This window comes from Exiguobacterium sp. U13-1 (genome assembly GCF_001750115.1).
GTDB classification, from domain to species: Bacteria; Bacillota; Bacilli; order Exiguobacteriales; family Exiguobacteriaceae; genus Exiguobacterium_A; species Exiguobacterium_A acetylicum.
On the sequence record NZ_CP015731.1, the window covers coordinates 1,683,862 to 1,699,399 of the forward strand.

18 protein-coding genes and 1 riboswitch are annotated in these 15,538 nt (G+C 47.7%); of the genes, 14 read left to right on the plus strand and 4 right to left on the minus strand.

The features are described from left to right. Positions 1-61: 61 nt before the first annotated feature. The 8 genes from ESP131_RS08545 (at position 62) to ESP131_RS08580 (ending at position 5,927) form a co-directional block, all read left to right on the plus strand. Positions 62-487, plus strand: coding sequence for an OsmC family protein (locus ESP131_RS08545; protein ID WP_023467853.1), 426 nt, complete (start codon positions 62-64; stop codon positions 485-487). Beyond that, the gene (gene nagZ, locus ESP131_RS08550) at positions 484-1,704 is read left to right on the plus strand and encodes a beta-N-acetylhexosaminidase (RefSeq protein WP_047396078.1); all 1,221 of its coding nucleotides are present in this window, start codon (positions 484-486) and stop codon (positions 1,702-1,704) included. The genes ESP131_RS08545 and nagZ overlap by 4 nt, the downstream gene beginning before the upstream one ends. Positions 1,705-1,760: 56 nt before the next feature. Beyond that, positions 1,761-1,863: riboswitch (TPP riboswitch) on the plus strand. Positions 1,864-1,945: 82 nt separating this feature from the next. Then, positions 1,946-2,539, plus strand: coding sequence for a thiamine phosphate synthase (locus ESP131_RS08555; RefSeq protein WP_069940409.1), 594 nt, complete (start codon positions 1,946-1,948; stop codon positions 2,537-2,539). After that, positions 2,536-3,480, plus strand: a complete 945-nt coding sequence (locus ESP131_RS08560; RefSeq protein WP_069940410.1) for an FAD-dependent oxidoreductase — start codon at positions 2,536-2,538, stop codon at positions 3,478-3,480. The genes ESP131_RS08555 and ESP131_RS08560 overlap by 4 nt, the downstream gene beginning before the upstream one ends. Beyond that, entirely contained in the window at positions 3,477-3,677 is a 201-nt protein-coding gene (gene thiS, locus ESP131_RS08565; RefSeq protein ID WP_069940411.1) for a sulfur carrier protein ThiS, read from the plus strand. The genes ESP131_RS08560 and thiS overlap by 4 nt, the downstream gene beginning before the upstream one ends. 2 nt (positions 3,678-3,679) lie before the next feature. Further along, on the plus strand, positions 3,680-4,444 hold the full coding sequence (locus tag ESP131_RS08570; protein ID WP_047396072.1) for a thiazole synthase: 765 nt from the start codon (positions 3,680-3,682) through the stop codon (positions 4,442-4,444). Continuing rightward, complete coding sequence (locus ESP131_RS08575) at positions 4,441-5,448, plus strand: ThiF family adenylyltransferase (RefSeq protein WP_069940412.1); 1,008 nt, start codon at positions 4,441-4,443, stop codon at positions 5,446-5,448. Before ESP131_RS08570 ends, ESP131_RS08575 begins: the two co-directional genes overlap by 4 nt. Before the next feature lie 122 nt (positions 5,449-5,570). Next, positions 5,571-5,927 (plus strand): hypothetical protein, encoded by a 357-nt coding sequence (locus ESP131_RS08580; protein WP_023467859.1) that lies wholly within the window; start codon positions 5,571-5,573, stop codon positions 5,925-5,927. Between the two features lie 130 nt (positions 5,928-6,057). Here ESP131_RS08580 and ESP131_RS08585 read toward each other — a convergent pair whose 3' ends face one another. Then, a complete protein-coding gene (locus ESP131_RS08585) occupies positions 6,058-6,426 on the minus strand; it encodes a hypothetical protein (RefSeq protein WP_047396066.1) in 369 nt (122 codons plus the stop codon). Between the two features lie 231 nt (positions 6,427-6,657). Here ESP131_RS08585 and ESP131_RS08590 point away from each other — a divergent pair, with 231 nt between their 5' ends. From ESP131_RS08590 to ESP131_RS08610, 5 genes are all read left to right on the plus strand, one after another. After that, positions 6,658-6,897: a hypothetical protein gene (locus tag ESP131_RS08590; protein ID WP_047396064.1), complete on the plus strand. Its 240-nt coding sequence runs from the start codon at positions 6,658-6,660 to the stop codon at positions 6,895-6,897. Positions 6,898-7,102: 205 nt separating this feature from the next. Further along, the gene (locus tag ESP131_RS08595) at positions 7,103-8,224 is read left to right on the plus strand and encodes an exonuclease SbcCD subunit D (RefSeq protein ID WP_047396187.1); all 1,122 of its coding nucleotides are present in this window, start codon (positions 7,103-7,105) and stop codon (positions 8,222-8,224) included. Then, positions 8,206-11,211 carry an AAA family ATPase gene (locus ESP131_RS08600; RefSeq protein ID WP_069940414.1) on the plus strand — a complete coding sequence of 1,002 codons (3,006 nt, stop codon included), beginning with the start codon at positions 8,206-8,208 and terminating at the stop codon, positions 11,209-11,211. Before ESP131_RS08595 ends, ESP131_RS08600 begins: the two co-directional genes overlap by 19 nt. 13 nt (positions 11,212-11,224) lie before the next feature. Next, a complete protein-coding gene (locus ESP131_RS08605; RefSeq protein ID WP_069940415.1) occupies positions 11,225-12,016 on the plus strand; it encodes an AAC(3) family N-acetyltransferase in 792 nt (263 codons plus the stop codon). A gap of 57 nt (positions 12,017-12,073) precedes the next feature. Continuing rightward, positions 12,074-12,811, plus strand: coding sequence for a Bax inhibitor-1/YccA family protein (locus ESP131_RS08610; RefSeq protein ID WP_047396056.1), 738 nt, complete (start codon positions 12,074-12,076; stop codon positions 12,809-12,811). A gap of 42 nt (positions 12,812-12,853) precedes the next feature. Here the strand turns inward: ESP131_RS08610 and ESP131_RS08615 are convergent, their stop codons facing one another. The 3 genes from ESP131_RS08615 to pssA are packed head-to-tail and all read right to left on the minus strand — an operon-like array spanning position 12,854 to position 14,410. Beyond that, the gene (locus ESP131_RS08615) at positions 12,854-13,396 is read right to left on the minus strand and encodes a GNAT family N-acetyltransferase (RefSeq protein ID WP_047396054.1); all 543 of its coding nucleotides are present in this window, start codon (positions 13,394-13,396) and stop codon (positions 12,854-12,856) included. 25 nt (positions 13,397-13,421) lie between these two features. Beyond that, positions 13,422-13,898, minus strand: a complete 477-nt coding sequence (locus ESP131_RS08620; protein ID WP_231925603.1) for a DedA family protein — start codon at positions 13,896-13,898, stop codon at positions 13,422-13,424. After that, positions 13,895-14,410, minus strand: a complete 516-nt coding sequence (gene pssA, locus ESP131_RS08625) for a CDP-diacylglycerol--serine O-phosphatidyltransferase (RefSeq protein ID WP_047396051.1) — start codon at positions 14,408-14,410, stop codon at positions 13,895-13,897. Before pssA ends, ESP131_RS08620 begins: the two co-directional genes overlap by 4 nt. 191 nt (positions 14,411-14,601) lie before the next feature. On the opposite strand from pssA, the gene ESP131_RS08630 reads away from it, so the two are divergent. Continuing rightward, a complete protein-coding gene (locus ESP131_RS08630; protein ID WP_069940416.1) occupies positions 14,602-15,423 on the plus strand; it encodes a MerR family transcriptional regulator in 822 nt (273 codons plus the stop codon). Positions 15,424-15,538: the final 115 nt, after the last annotated feature.

Genomic DNA, 15,538 nt, shown 5'->3' on the forward strand with positions numbered 1-15,538 from the left:
CCAGGCTTGCTATTTTTTGCGTATACTACAGAAGAAGACTAATTATAAAGGAGTGGAAACGATGCAAGCGACAGTGACATGGAACAAACAGATGGGGTTTAGTGGACAGACGGAATCAGGGCATCATCTTGCGATGGACGCAGCACCCGAAAACGGTGGTGAAAACCAAGCACCACGACCGACCGAACTCTTGCTACATGCCGTTGCCGGCTGTACTGGAATTGATATCGTCTCGATTTTAGAGAAGATGCGCTTGACGATCACCCATTTCGAAATGGATATCGAAGGAGAACGGGCAGAGGATCATCCGCGACGTTTTACGTCGATCTCGATTCATTACCGGCTTGAAGGTGATCTCCCGGAAGATAAGGTCCGTCGTGCCATCTCGTTATCAAAGGATAAATATTGTTCGGTCTCGCAATCCCTGAATGCTGAGATTTCTGTCTATTATTCGATCAATGGTGTGCGGAGCGAGGATCCTTTGTGAAGAAAGTCGTACTGATCGGTTGCCTGTTGCTTGCAGGGTGTGCACAGGAGACGACGGAACCAACGAAACCATCACAATCAGAAACGAAGCAACCGACAGAAGAAAAGAAACCGAAACCTGAACCGACGAAAGAAGATCGACAACAAGCACAACTAAAGCAACAATTAAAAACGATGTCGACGTCAGAAAAGATCGATCAACTGCTCTACATCGGAGTCGCCGGCACGGAACTTTCAGCAGATGACCGGAAACTGTTAAAGACGCATGCGATTGGTGGGGTCTTACTGCTTGGCGGAAACATCACGTCGGAAGAGCAACTCTTGACGTTCACGCGTGCGATTCAAGAGACGAACCAAAAACCGTATGCGTTCGTCGGGATTGATGAAGAAGGCGGACGCGTCAGCCGGGTACCGGATCAACGATTACGTCTACCGACGAGTCAACGGATGGCGCAAGGAGCAGATGATGCGAAAATGGAAGACGTCGGACGTACGCTCGGACATTTGTCACGTTTTTATGGCTTCAACATGGACTTCGCGCCGGTCCTTGACGTCAACAGTAATCCGAACAATCCGATCATCGGCGACCGTGCGTTAAGTGCTGATCCGAATACTGTCGCGACGCTTGGTACGGCCCTGATGCACGGGATGCAGGAGACGGGAACGATTCCAGTCGTCAAACATTTTCCCGGTCACGGCAATACGAGTGTCGATTCCCATGTCGGGCTACCGAAAGTGACGGCATCAAAGGAAGAATTGAAGCGGACGGAACTGTTACCGTTCCAAGAAGCGATTCAAGAGGGCGCCGAGATGGTGATGGTCGCCCATATTCTCTATCCCGCATATGACGATACGAATCCGTCCTCGCTCTCAAAGCCGATCTTGACTGACCTCTTGCGTCAGCAACTCGGATTCAACGGTGTCATCATCACAGATGATCTCGTCATGGGGGCGATCACGAAACAATATGGTCTCGCGGAAGCGGCACGTCAGTCGCTCGTCAACGGAGCTGATATGGCGATGTTTTCAGAGGCAGGTGCTTACACAAAGGTTCATGCTGAAGTGATGCAAGCCGTCAAAGAAAAGACGCTGACGCCGGAGATGCTCGATGGCAAAGTGATACGCATCCTGAAGCTAAAGCAGACGTATGCCGACAGCCAAGAGCAACAGCGACCAACGAAATCGGAACTGATTCAGCAAGTGGAAGCGCTCAACTAGGACTAGCGAAGCAAAGCGACTCATGCTAGACTAATGGGGCAAGCCAATTAAACACGAAAAGACACTAGGGGAGTCTCCCAGCAGACTGAGACGGAAGTATCCGGACCCTTTGAACCTGATCTAGTTCGTACTAGCGGAGGGAAGTGGCTCGAAACCTTAGATATCCTTAGCGCTTCAGCGTATTTTCGGACCACTCCCTTCAACATCGGGAGTGGTCCTTTTTCGTATGGAAAGGAAGGACATGATGCGTTTACATCTCATTTCGACGGGCTCCATCCATCCGATTGACGAACTAAAGACCTTTCAATCCCTTCAACCTTATACGGATCAGCTGCATCTACGAGAACCGAACTTATCAGCGGCAGAATTACTGGATCTGATTGAAGCGCTCCTTGCGCACGGTTATTCGCCGGATCAGTTAACCGTTCATGATCGGGTCGATGTCGCCCATGTCACTGGCATCGGTGTGCAATTGACGCGACGGTCCTTGCGTGTCCGTGATGTCCGACGTCATTTTCCGAATCTCGTTATCGGGAAATCGGTCCATTCATTAGCAGAGGCACTGGCAGCTGAAGCGGAAGGAGCCGACCGACTGCTGTACGGTCATATTTATCCGACAGCGTCGAAGCCGGACGTGCCACCACGAGGTATTGACGCCTTGAAGCAAGTCGTCACCTTCACGACGAAACCAGTCATTGCGATCGGTGGGATTACACCAGAACGCATGCCTGAAATCGCAGCGACCGGTGTAACCGGAATCGCCGTCTTATCGGGTATTCTCGGTCAATCGGATCCACTCGCCGCCGTCAAGCATTATCAGGGGGTACGGGTATGACGAATCACATCATCATCGGCGGTGGAGTCATCGGTTTGACGCTTGCTTACGGTCTCGCCTGTCAGAATGAATCCGTCGTCGTCTTAGAACGCGGAGCAGGTGGACAAGGAACGAGTCGCGCGGCTGCCGGAATGCTTGCGACGGACATCGAGCTGAGAGAGGAATTGCATGCACTTGCCGCGCGAAGTCGACGTCTGTATCCGTTGCTTGCACGTCGTCTCGAGCGAGAGACAGGCATCGACTGTGGATACCGGGAACAACCATTTTTGTTAAAGCGTAAAGGACGCGAGCATCTGTTTCCAGCTGTCGGTCAAATCGATCCACGACGACTGACGACTGCATTGATGTATGCCTTACACGCACGTGGCATATCGATTGAAGAACAGGTGGAAGTCACACGCATCGAAGAGAGCGATGACTTCGTCAGGATCGAGTCGAACGCGGGAACGTGGACCGGACGAACGGTGACGGTTGCTGCCGGACGGGGTTCGCAAGCCTTGCTCGATACAGCCGGCATTTCGATTGCGACATATGGGGTCAAAGGGGAATGTCTCGCAGTTCGTCTCGCGGGTCAGCCGTTACGCTCGATCCTGTTTGACGACGCCGTCTACCTCGTTCCGAAAGCAGACGGTCGGATTTTGATCGGTGCGACCGAACTGCCGCACGACGAGACGGTCGGTGTCAGTGTCGCAGGGGTCACGTCATTGCTTCAAGCAGCAGAACGACTGTATCCACCGATTCGTGACGCGGTCATCGAAGAAGTCTGGTCCGGTGTACGACCACAAACGGCGTCCGGCTTGCCATATATCGGAGTCGCCGATTCATCCCGTCGGATCTTCCTAGCGACGGGGCATCATCGGCATGGCATATTACTCGCACCGGCGACAGCGGAAGTCTTGGTAAATACATTACGGTTGATTCAGAAGGAGGAAGTCCGATGAACATTACGATTAACGGCAATGACCACACGATCGATCAGATTGAAACGATCGAGGACATGCTCACGCAACTTGGCTTAGGGGAAAAGTTCGTCATCGTCGAACAGAATCGACAAATCATCGATCGCGTGGCGTATGGTCAGACGGTCGTTCGGGACAATGACACATTTGAAATCGTTCATTTCGTAGGAGGAGGATAAATATGCTGAAAATTGGAGAAAAGACATTTGAATCACGCTTGTTACTCGGAACAGGGAAATATACGGATGCTACCGTACAGCAAGAAGCAATCGATGCGTCTGCTTCACAAATCTTGACATTCGCCGTCCGTCGGCTCGATATCTTCGACAAACAACAAGCGAATTTCTTGGAGTCGCTTGATTTAGCGAAGTACGATTTACTGCCGAACACGGCAGGTGCGAAGACGGCGGAAGAAGCTGTTCGGCTTGCGAAGCTTGCGCGGGCATCCGGTATGTGTGACATGGTCAAGGTTGAAGTGATCGGTTGCGACAAGACGTTACTACCTGATCCGATCGAGACGTTACGGGCTTCTGAAGAATTACTCAAAGAAGGTTTCATCGTCTTACCGTATACGTCGGACGATGTCGTCCTTGCACGGCGACTCGAAGAACTCGGTTGTCACGCCATCATGCCGGCAGCGTCACCGATCGGTTCCGGGCAAGGCATTCTCAACCCACTTCATCTACGATTCATCATCGAACAAACGACGGTCCCGGTCATCGTCGACGCCGGGATCGGCTCACCGACCGACGTCGCCTATGCGATGGAACTAGGAGCGGATGGTGTCTTATTGAACTCCGCTGTCGCCCATGCTCAAGATCCGGTCAAGATGGCGCACGCCATGCGACTAGCTGTCGAAGCAGGGCGCTTCGGATACGAAGCGGGACGTATCGAGAAGAAACAGTATGCGATCGCGAGTAGTCCAACGAGTGGATTGATTCGATGAACCGTTACTCACGGCAAACTCGATTTCAACCGATCGGGGAAGCGGGACAAGCACGCTTGGCATCAGCGAAGATACTGATCATCGGCATGGGAGCGCTCGGAACGGCGTCGGCAGAGCAACTCGTCCGCGCCGGTGTCGGTGTCGTCCGAATCGTCGACCGCGACTATGTCGAGTGGAGTAATCTACAACGACAACAGCTTTATACCGAGGAAGATGCGCGTCACATCGTGCCAAAAGCGATTGCCGCAAAAGCACGGCTTGAAGCGATCAATTCGACGGTGACGATCGAAGCGTATGTATTAGACGTCGACCGGGCAGCGCTGACGTGGCTTCTCGATGATATCGATCTGATCATCGACGCGACGGACAATTTCGATATTCGTTTGCTGATGAACGACATGGCGTTGATGCGTTCGATTCCGTGGATTTACGGTGGATGCGTCGGCAGTTATGGGATCACGTTTACCGTCCGTCCCGGGGAGACGCCGTGTCTGCATTGTCTGCTCGATCAATTACCGCGGGATCAGGAGACGTGTGATACAGCGGGAATCATCGGACCAGCTGTACAGATGGTCGCTTCCTTACAGGTGACGGAAGCGTTGAAGTGGTTGAGCAGAAAGACGGACGCCATGCGGACGCGCTTGCTTGCGTTTGATGTCTGGTCGAATACGTTTCAACAAATTAACGTCCAGTCACTGAAGCAAACGGAGTGCCCGTCGTGCGGCATCGATCCGTCCTACCCTTACTTATCGGATCAAACGGTTCGTTTCACGGCACTCTGCGGTCGGGATGCCATTCAAATCCGGGGAGACGGACAGCGGGATCTGGAACAGTTGAAACAACGTCTCCAGCCGGTCGCTGCGATTTCCGCTCATAATCCATATTTGCTGGCGTTTACGACGGACGAACATCGGATGGTTGCTTTCCGAGATGGACGCGTTCTGATTCATGGCGAGGCGGATCTCGTCAAAGCGAAGCGGCTCTATCATGCCTATTTCGGCTAACGTTCACAAAACATTAAAAACTAATTTTAAATATATATGTTTTAAATGTTTGAAAAACAGGTAAATAAGACTTCAGACATAAATCGGTCTACAAGTTTTGAACGTGAAGAGGAGTGATTCAGATGAAACAAGAATTCGATCCAATCAAGGATCAAGCACAGACGGAAGACGCCCAAGCAGTTGTTCAGCAAGCCAACTGGAATCCGGATCGGTACCGGACGAACTTGAACCCATTCTATCTGTCACCTTGTAGTGTCGAACGTAGAGAAGACGTGCATCAGGATGCATCGAAAATTCTCGAAGTCGAGACGTCGTCGCCCCTCCAACAACTTTTTGAACACAATCAAGCAACGCATAAATCAGAACAATCGGGCAAAAAATTCAAGACAGGCATCGTCGTCGGTGTCGGTGCGATTATCGGCGGATCGGTTTCTGTGATTCGTTCCGTTCAACGATTTAGAAAACAACGGACGAAATAAAACGTTCGTTGTTCGAACACAAAAAGCAGGAGGCAATCGCCTTCTGCTTTTTGTGTTACCCTTTCGTTTCACAAAAGAAATGAAGAGGTTTTAGTATGTATGTTGTTTCTACTTGTTATATCTAGATTTATCAGTTAGTTACGTTATCAAATGCGGTAGATTTACCGTTCACGTAAACATCGATAATTTTATGTTCAGGATCTAATGTTAACTTGTAGACATGCTGCTTCGTTTTCTTATGAGTTTTAGATTCATTCAATTTAATCTTTAGCGTATCTCCTTGTTCCTCAAGATCAGTAGCAACTGTTTTCTTTGACTGATAAACAACATAAGCGACTTTGTCTTTCGTATTGATCAATTGCAAGGTATTGTCGGGATTGATCTTCGTTTGTATTTCGTTTGGTACAATCTTTAACTCACTAAAACTGAGCTTAGACTCGTTGATGCTACAGGCTGATAACAAAGTACATAACAGAGCTAACAGTATAAGTCTTTTCATGTGTTCCCTCCTGGCTTTCAAATGAGAAGTATACATTGTATTTTAACAGTTTTTTAAAGTATGCAGACCTCAAAAACTAATAAAATTTTCTATATTAGCCATATTATTGATTCACAAAAAAATAAAATGGTAAAGTAAATACTATTGATTAACTCATTTCTATAATTATAAATAGCGATGTAATATCAAGTTTAAACAATTTTAAGTTATATAGTAATCGGAGGGTTTTAATTGCGTAAGATGGGATTTTGTTTTGTATTAGTAGCTTTGACTAAACTATGGCTATCTATTTACTTAGCTGAGTTTTTATTTCTTAGAGAGCTAGAGGTGTACAAAAGTGTCGGAGGTGATGCGATTGACATGATTCCGAGCCTTACTTGGTGGATCATTCTTTTGGAATGTATCATAGGTATTACTTTGATTGTTACAGATGGGAAAAGAAAACTAAAACAGACTGTAGATAAAAAGTAAACGTTCTATCTATTTTCTATTGAAACTAATGTGTAGTTTTTCTCTTAGTCGAGAAGAATTACACTTTTTTCGTCATTACGTATCATTGGATTGATGTGCAACACGAAAACTTCTGCTTTTTGTGTTCCAAACAGATGTTCGTCGCAGAACGAACGCTTGCATGCTACACTTAAGCTACTATATTCAAAAAGTGAGTGTGATGAAGATGAAATGGATACATACTGCCGATTGGCATCTCGGCAAAATCGTTCATGGCGAGTCGATGCTCGAGAACCAGCGGGCGGTCTTAGCGGATTTTTTGGCACTCGTCGACCGCGAACAGCCGGATGCGATCGTCATTGCAGGTGACTTATACGACCGTGCCGTGCCACCGACGGAAGCCGTCGAACTACTCGATGAGACACTGGCTGCCTTGATCCTTGACCGGGATATCCCGGTCGTTGCGATTAGCGGGAACCATGACTCGGCCGAACGCTTGAGTTTCGGAACGACGTTACTCCAACGAGCAGGTCTGCATCTCGTCGGAAAACTAACGCCGGTCATTACTCCGGTCACGATCAAAGGAGTGTCGTTTTACCCGGTGCCATTTGCGGATCCAGCGACCGTTCGGTACGTGCATCAAGACGAAACGATCAAGACACATGATGATGCGATGCGGACGATCCTTGCCGGATGTATTCCGGACGGACCGAGTGTCCTCGTCGGTCATGCCTTTGTGATCGGTGGACTCGAGACGGATTCGGAGCGACAATTGTCCGTCGGAACGGCAGGGCAGGTCAGTGCGAGCCAGTTTGCACCGTTCACCTATACGGCACTTGGTCATTTGCACAATCCGCTTGCGATTCAATCCGAGACGGTTCGTTACAGCGGATCGCTTTTAAAATATTCGTTTTCGGAAGCAAATCATGTCAAAGGGGTCGATGTGTTGACGTTGAACGATACAGGTACGTTCGATCGCCGGTTCGAACCACTTGCACCGAAACGTGACTTGCGGGAACTGACTGGAAGTCTTGCTGAACTGACAGATCCGGCGTTCGTCGCGACACAAGACACGGACGATTATCTAAAGATCAATCTAACGGACGGCGAAGCCTTGATGGATCCGATGGGAAAGCTGAAAAAAATCTATCCGAATATCCTGCACCTCGAGCGAATTGGATTCGTCCGCGAGAGTACGCGGGCGGTCAAGGCGTCGCGTGAGCAAGTCAAGGATGCATCCGTTGCGGATCTGTTCAGTGAGTTCTATGAAGCAGTCCGTGAGAAGAAACCGACGGAAGCGATGCAAGCCGTCCTGAAGGAGGAAGCGACATGCGCCCAGAACGACTGACATTACGCGCCTTTGGACCATTTGCTGGTGAAGAGACGATTGATTTCACGGCACTTGCCGGACGGACGATGTTCGTCATCTCCGGGAATACCGGAGCAGGAAAAACGACAATCTTTGACGCATTGACGTTCGCCCTGTATGGAGAAACGTCAGGTGGCGAACGGGAAATGAGCGAACTGCGAAGTCATTTTGCCGTGCCTGAGCAAAAGACGGAAGTTGAACTGGAGTTTACCCTTAAAGGGGAACGGTACCGGATCATCCGCCAACCAAGTCAACCACATCCGGTCAATAAAACTGGCTACTCGCATGAAGCCGAGCTCGCTCGGTTGGACGGAACGACATGGAAACCGCTCGCGGTCAAAATTCCAGAAATCAAGCAACGGGTTCAAGAGCTGATTCAGCTCGACCATAAACAGTTTTCGCAAATTCTCCTGTTGCCGCAAAATAAGTTCCGCGAACTGTTGATGGCAGAGTCAAAAGACAAACTGCAGATTCTGAAGCAGCTGTTTAAGACGGAACATTATGGTGAGTTCCAGCAACGATTGCATCGACAAGCGCTCGATCTTGCGGCACGCATCAAGGAAACAAAGACGAAACAATGGGCAAAGCTTGAGGAATTACCATTGCAAGCGAACTGGAGTGAACTGACGGAAGGCGACATCCGGTTACGGATGGAGGCATTGACGACAGAACGGGACGAATGGTTAACGGCTGCACGTCAAGCTGAAATAGAGACTCGTGCAATCGTTGAGAAGAAAACGACGCAATTGCGACAAGGCGAGCAACTTGAAGCGGTTTTCCAAGAGCAGGAGCGACTTCAACAGACGGAACAGTTGCTAATTGACCGCTTACCGGAAATCAAGCAGATGCAAGAAGAAGCGATGGCGGCTGAACGCGCTCAAATCGTCGGACCGATCTATGACCAGTGGCAACAGGATCAAGAACAATTGACGCAACTGACGCATCGAAAACAGGAAACTGAACAGCACATCGCTCGCTTGAAAGAGCAACAAGAGGTCGTGCAAGCAAAAGTGGATCGATTGCTAGCGGAGGAACCACAGATTGAGCAACTCAGTCGTCGTCTCGAAAAGATTCAAGAAGAGCGCGAACGCTTGGAAGCAGAAACGGCTTTACGACAACAACAGCAACAACTAGTAGAACGTTTGAAGCTTCTTGACCCAGAGTCATTACGGAAGCAACTCGAACAAGCACGGACGGATCGAAAGAACGTTCAAGAACAACTGCATCCATTGCAAAACGTCGGAGCAGAGCGCTTACAGGTGCAAGAACGGCGCTTCATCCTGCAACAACTGGCAACGAAGATAGCGGAACACGACAAATTGGAAGCAGAACGACAACAGCTGATCGTCCGCGGTACGAGCGTTCGGGATCAAAAAGAGGCTGCAGCGCGCCAGTATGAAGAAGCCCGCAAACACGAACGGGAACAACGGGCTGCTGAACTTGCCAAAGGATTGACGGACGGGACGGCTTGCCCGGTTTGCGGGAGTACATCGCATCCGCAGCATGCTGTCGCCGTCGCAAAGGAACGATCCGTCGATGTAGCACAACAGCGGTTCCTAGAAGCGCAACAAGCACATCAAGAGTTACAATCCTCGTACCGGATAGTTGCGGAGCGTCTGCAGCAACTGACGACCGAGATGCAAAAGACGAGTGAAAACAAGTCATCTCATGCGGATGTTTCAGCACAGCTTCGGGAAGTCGAACAGACGGAAGCCCGATTAACGGCAGCACAGACGGAAAAAGCGCGTCTTGAGACTCGCCTGCAACAACTCGAGCAATCCATGGACCAGCTACAACTGAATATCGATGCAATGATCAAAGACCGGACCGTTATCGAATCGGAATTGGCACACTTGTCTGGTCGCCTAAGTCAATCAGGAGAGTCCACGAAGTCGCTACTAGCACTCCGTGAGGAACAACAACAGGCAGAAACACGTATTGAGCAGTTCAAACAAGACAAACAACGCCAGCTACGCGAGAAGGAACAGCTCGATCGTGATGTCTCAGAACAACAAGGACGTTTCCGCCAATTGACTGAGGCATCTGCTGAACAAAGCGGCCGATTAACGAAACGCGAAAACGAATTACACGCAGTCTTGGCAGAAGAAGCGTTTCCGACGATCGAAGCCTTCCGTGATGCAAGACGGTCTCGTGACGAACTCCGTCACCTCCAAAACCGTTTGGAACAAGATCGCCTCGAGCGGCAGGAACTGAAACTGAAACAGGAACAGGCTCGCTTGAAGACGGACGGGCAGGTTCGTCCGGATCTTGAACAGTTGCGGATGGATGTGAAGACGGTGTTGCTCGAACTGACGGAGCGCACTGACCGACGTGTCGGGCTTGAGAAGGAACGCGCACATATCGATCAGTTGATGGCAGCTTGGGAAAGCTTACAACGACAAATCGAGGATGAGGATGCGAGATACGGCATCATTGGCGAACTCGCCCGCGTCGGTGTTGGCGAAAACGCACAACGAATGACATTCGAGACGTATGTTCAGACGGCTTACTTCGATGAGATTTTGTTCGCCGCAAACCGACATTTGCACGAGATGACCTCTGGTCGTTTCCAGCTGGAACGGAAAACGGAGGCGGGAAAAGGACTCAAGAAATACGGGCTTGATTTAAACGTCTTTGACGCGTACACGTCACAAACACGTCACGTCAAGACGTTATCCGGTGGCGAAAGCTTCAAAGCATCCCTTGCGCTTGCGCTCGGATTGTCGGAAGTCGTTCAAGAAGCAAGCGGTGGTGTGTCGCTTGAGACGATGTTCATTGATGAAGGATTCGGAACACTTGATCCAGAATCACTTGAACAAGCAATCGAGACGTTGCTTTCGATTCAAGCGAGCGGTCGGATGGTCGGGATCATCAGTCATGTCCAGGAACTGAAGTCACGCGCTGACGCCAAAATTGAGGTCAAACAAGGAAAAACGGGGTCGACGATTACACTAGTCGTCGAGTAAGGAGCTAAGATTGATGGAAACACGAAACATGGTCACGAAATCACAAATCAAAGAAGCGTTACGCGAATTAGGTGTGACACCTGGGATGAAGCTGTTCGTCCATACGTCACTCAAACAGATCGGCTGGATTCCTGGTGGCGTGCAAGCGCTGATCGAGGCCTTACAGGAAGTCGTCACGACCGATGGGTTAATCATGATGCCGGCGCAAAGCACCGATAATTCAGATCCGAAAAACTGGAGCCAACCGGCTGTGCCTGAAGAATGGTGGGAAACGATCCGCCGTGAAATGCCGGCTTACGATCCAACAAAAACGGTCACACGCGGCATCGGTCGTGTACCGGAAGTCTTCCGAACCTATCCCGGCGTCGTTCGAAGCGACCACCCGATGTGGTCCGTCACCGCTTGGGGGAAAGATGCGGTGACATTCGTTGCTGATCATACATTAGAAAATGGCTTCGGACCCGGTTCTCCGATCGAACGCTTCATCGAGGCGGACGGTCAAATTCTGCATATCGGTTCCCCTTGGAATACGACAACCGTCTGGCATTACGCGGAATACGGATTGAATCGTCCGGACGTCGAGGATGGCTGTAAAATCAAAGAGGGAACGACGGAACGATTCATCCATTACCGACACCGTCAAATCGATAGTGATGCGTTTGGTCCGATCGGGGAAGCATTAGAAGACGCCGATTTCTTCACGTCCGGTTTGATTGGACAGGCAAAATCGTACCGAATTGATGCTAAAGCGTCGATCCCAGTCGTCATGTTACAATTAAAAGCGCTTGATCAATGGTTATTTTGAAACTTTTTCGGGAAACCATCGTAGTAGAAAACAGAATCATAAAAAGGAGTGAAAGCAATGGCTTCACGTTTTAAAGTTAACCCGGCATTGCGTCGCGGATTCGATACGGCACGTGTCGGAGAACGACCAATGACAAAAAGCGGGACGATGAGCAAGATTTTCTTGATGCTCGCTCTCGTCACGGCAGCAGCAGGGGGCAGTTGGTTCTTCCTCGCAGAAAATCAAGTGTTCCTATTCCCAGCATTAATCGGTGGATTCGTCATCGGTCTGATCCTTGCCTTGATCATCACATTCAAACCGGCAACAGCACCGGTTCTTTCACCAGTCTATGCACTGGCAGAAGGTGTCGCTGTCGGAGCATTGTCACTCGTCTTTGAAAGCATGTACCCAGGAATCGTCGGAAAGGCAGTCCTCGCAACATTCGTCGTTGCATTCGCGATGTGGTTCGTCTACTCGACGGGTATGATTAAAGTAACGCAACGTTTCCGTTCTGCAGTCACAGCGGCGATTCTTTCGATCTTCGTCTTGTACGCAGTCAACTTGATTCTCTCGTTATTCGGTGTCGACCTCCCATTCATGACAGGTAGCTCACCGCTTGCGATCGGTATTCAGTTCGTCATCGTCATCGTCGCTTCCTTGTCACTCGTGATGGACTTCGATTTTATCTCGCAACAAGTTCGTGCGGGTGCTCCGAAATCGATGGAGTGGGTTGCAGCATTCGGATTGATCGTGACGATCATCTGGCTCTATATCGAATTACTCGATCTCCTGTATCGCCTTGCGGCACGGGATTAATAGCAACAGACGACGGGTTCTCCGTCGTCTGTTTTTTTATCGTCAATTTGTCTTTAAGGGTGACATTACTTTTTCAAAACGAAAGAATTCGTATTCTTCATCGGACGAGGGCGCTTCGCCCTCTACATTCGGACCAGGGTTCCCTTTATGATTAAATTCGACGATGTGGAAACCGCACTTATTCACATAGAAATGAATATTACGTTTTTCAAAGTACGGGGTATGCAGCTCCCATACGTTTGTTTGTGGAAAGGCGACTTCAATTGCTTCCCAGGCTTTCGTACCAATCCCTTTTCCATCTGCACTTATATATATAAAATCGACTTCATTATGCTGTGTTTTTTCATCAATCCGTAGCACCACACCTCCGACTTTTTCACCATCTAGGACGATATGAAGAATAGTAGCGCCCTTCGCACACAATGAACGCTGTATATCTTCCTCTGAAGGAATAGGTCCCATTTCTGTTAAGTCTTCATGTTGACAGCTATCTTGCCAACCTTTCATAAAGTCATCTTGTAATGCCTTTTTAAATTTTGGTAAGTCTTCTGTTGTTACGGGTAATAGCTCGATTTTTGAATCCATGTTGTTTTCACCTCATCCTAAAAAATTAAAAAAAGCGTCCAATGGTTAAAAATATTAAACTCCATATGCCAATACTAATACTGGTATAGAACGCATACGTTTTTATCGACATATGCGACATCCCGCAGAAGTAACCAGCGAAATGACGCATTCCCGGTACGAAATAACTCACGACAAGCGCTACTGCACCATACTTCCCAATCCACGTTTCAGCTTTGCTACTCCATTTTCGGGGAGCGCTCATCCAACGTCCTAGCCAATCAAGTAAAGGACGGCCTGCTCGTTGTCCAATGAAATAACTGAATAGCATTCCGATGAACGACCCAATACATACGACGACAAATGTTATACCATAATGTAGAAGACCGATTTTTGTAAAATAGCCAACGAGTAAAATCATCAATTCATCTGGAATCGGACGGCTGAATATGCCGAAGGCAAGTACGAGAAAAATGGCGAGATAGCCATAGTCTGTAATCATCGATTCAAATAATGCCATCATATTGTTTGTTCATTTTCTGTGCTGATTTTTTTAGCATGTGGAATCTTCACATGACTGATCATTAAATAAGAAAGCAGGCACATGATTCCGGCGACGAACATAGGTGATAAGAAGATCGTAGTTAACAGTAGAATGACAGCAGCCGCGGGTACGGGTAACCCGATAAAAGTCGGTAACTCACTTTGCGTCGTATTAAATCGTGCTAAGCGAAGTAATGCACAGACATTGTATGACACAGCGACGAAAAGACCGATTTGTCCAAAATCACTTAATAAAACATGATAAGCAAAAAGTACTGGGGCAATACCGAACGTTACTAAATCTGAAAAAGAATCGAGTTCTTTTCCAAATTCGGATACAGTTCCTAGTTTTCTAGCGATCCTCTCGTCAAATAGATCAAACAATAACCCTAATAAAATAAATCCAATTGCTGCACTAAAGTTCTCCTCGAGTACGGCAAAGATAGACAACATTCCACAGACGAAGTTACTAATCTTTAAGGTTGCGGGTATAGCAGTTTCGGCATAATATGAAGTCTTCCTTTCCTGACATGAATGAGCGGATTTGAATCCCTAAGCGACTCATTCAAAATAATTTTTAGTCAGAGTACACGATGGTCGTTTTTGCAGGTATATGTTACTCTCACAAAAAGAGCATAAACTATGGAGTCACTCCAGGGTAAAGGGGGTAAAAAAAAGAAAAGATGAAAACTTATTTGCAAAAGAAATTTACAACCGGTGAATTTGCAAAACTTCTTGATATCAACAAAGACACACTTTTGTATTACGATAAAATTAATTTGTTTAAACCGGCTGGTACTTATACGAACGGATATCGCTACTATACGTTTGAGCAATTTGATCAATTTATGGCAATCCATTCATTACGACAAGTAGAAGTCCCGATTAAAGAATTAAAAACATATTTTGAAACACCGACGATACCATCGTTGCAACAACTGGCATTAAAACAAAGTGAACAAGTCGCGCTTGAATTAAAAAAATTGCAGGATATTCAGCTTTTTTTACATCGTGTCGTAGAACTGACAGATGAAATGCAAGCGATTTCGTTCGGAGAAGTGCATTTTAAAAAGTTAGCTGAAGAATCGATTGTACTGAGTGAGGAAAAACTAGATTGGTCATTGTCTATTGAAGAGTTGTATCAGCACTCTAGTGTATTTTTAAAAAAACTTGGTGTGAAAAGTACAGCTGCACATGGAATCGTGTATGAAAAAGAAAAATTCTTGCTGGAGGAAGGTAACCTACATCATTTGTTTTGTCACGTAGAAACAAGTCATTCGAAGAAAAAACCGGCCGGATTATACGCTGTTCTCTATTTTAAAGGGTCTTTTGACAATATCGATACTGCTTATACACAGCTTATGGATTCATTAGCGAAGCAAAACTTTGAAATGGACGGAGATGTGTATGAGGAGTATCTACTTCATTCCATTGCATCGCTTGAAGAAGAGGAGTTCATCACGAAGATTAGTGTGAAAGTAAAAGAAATCATTTCAACATCTTGAATGTGTATTTTCTAAGAATCTTTTTAAGATGTTTTGATATGTCTCACTTATTGTATTGATTGACTAAGGATTCAAATGCTTGAACAAGATTGCGTGAAAAATAAGTAATTGAAAG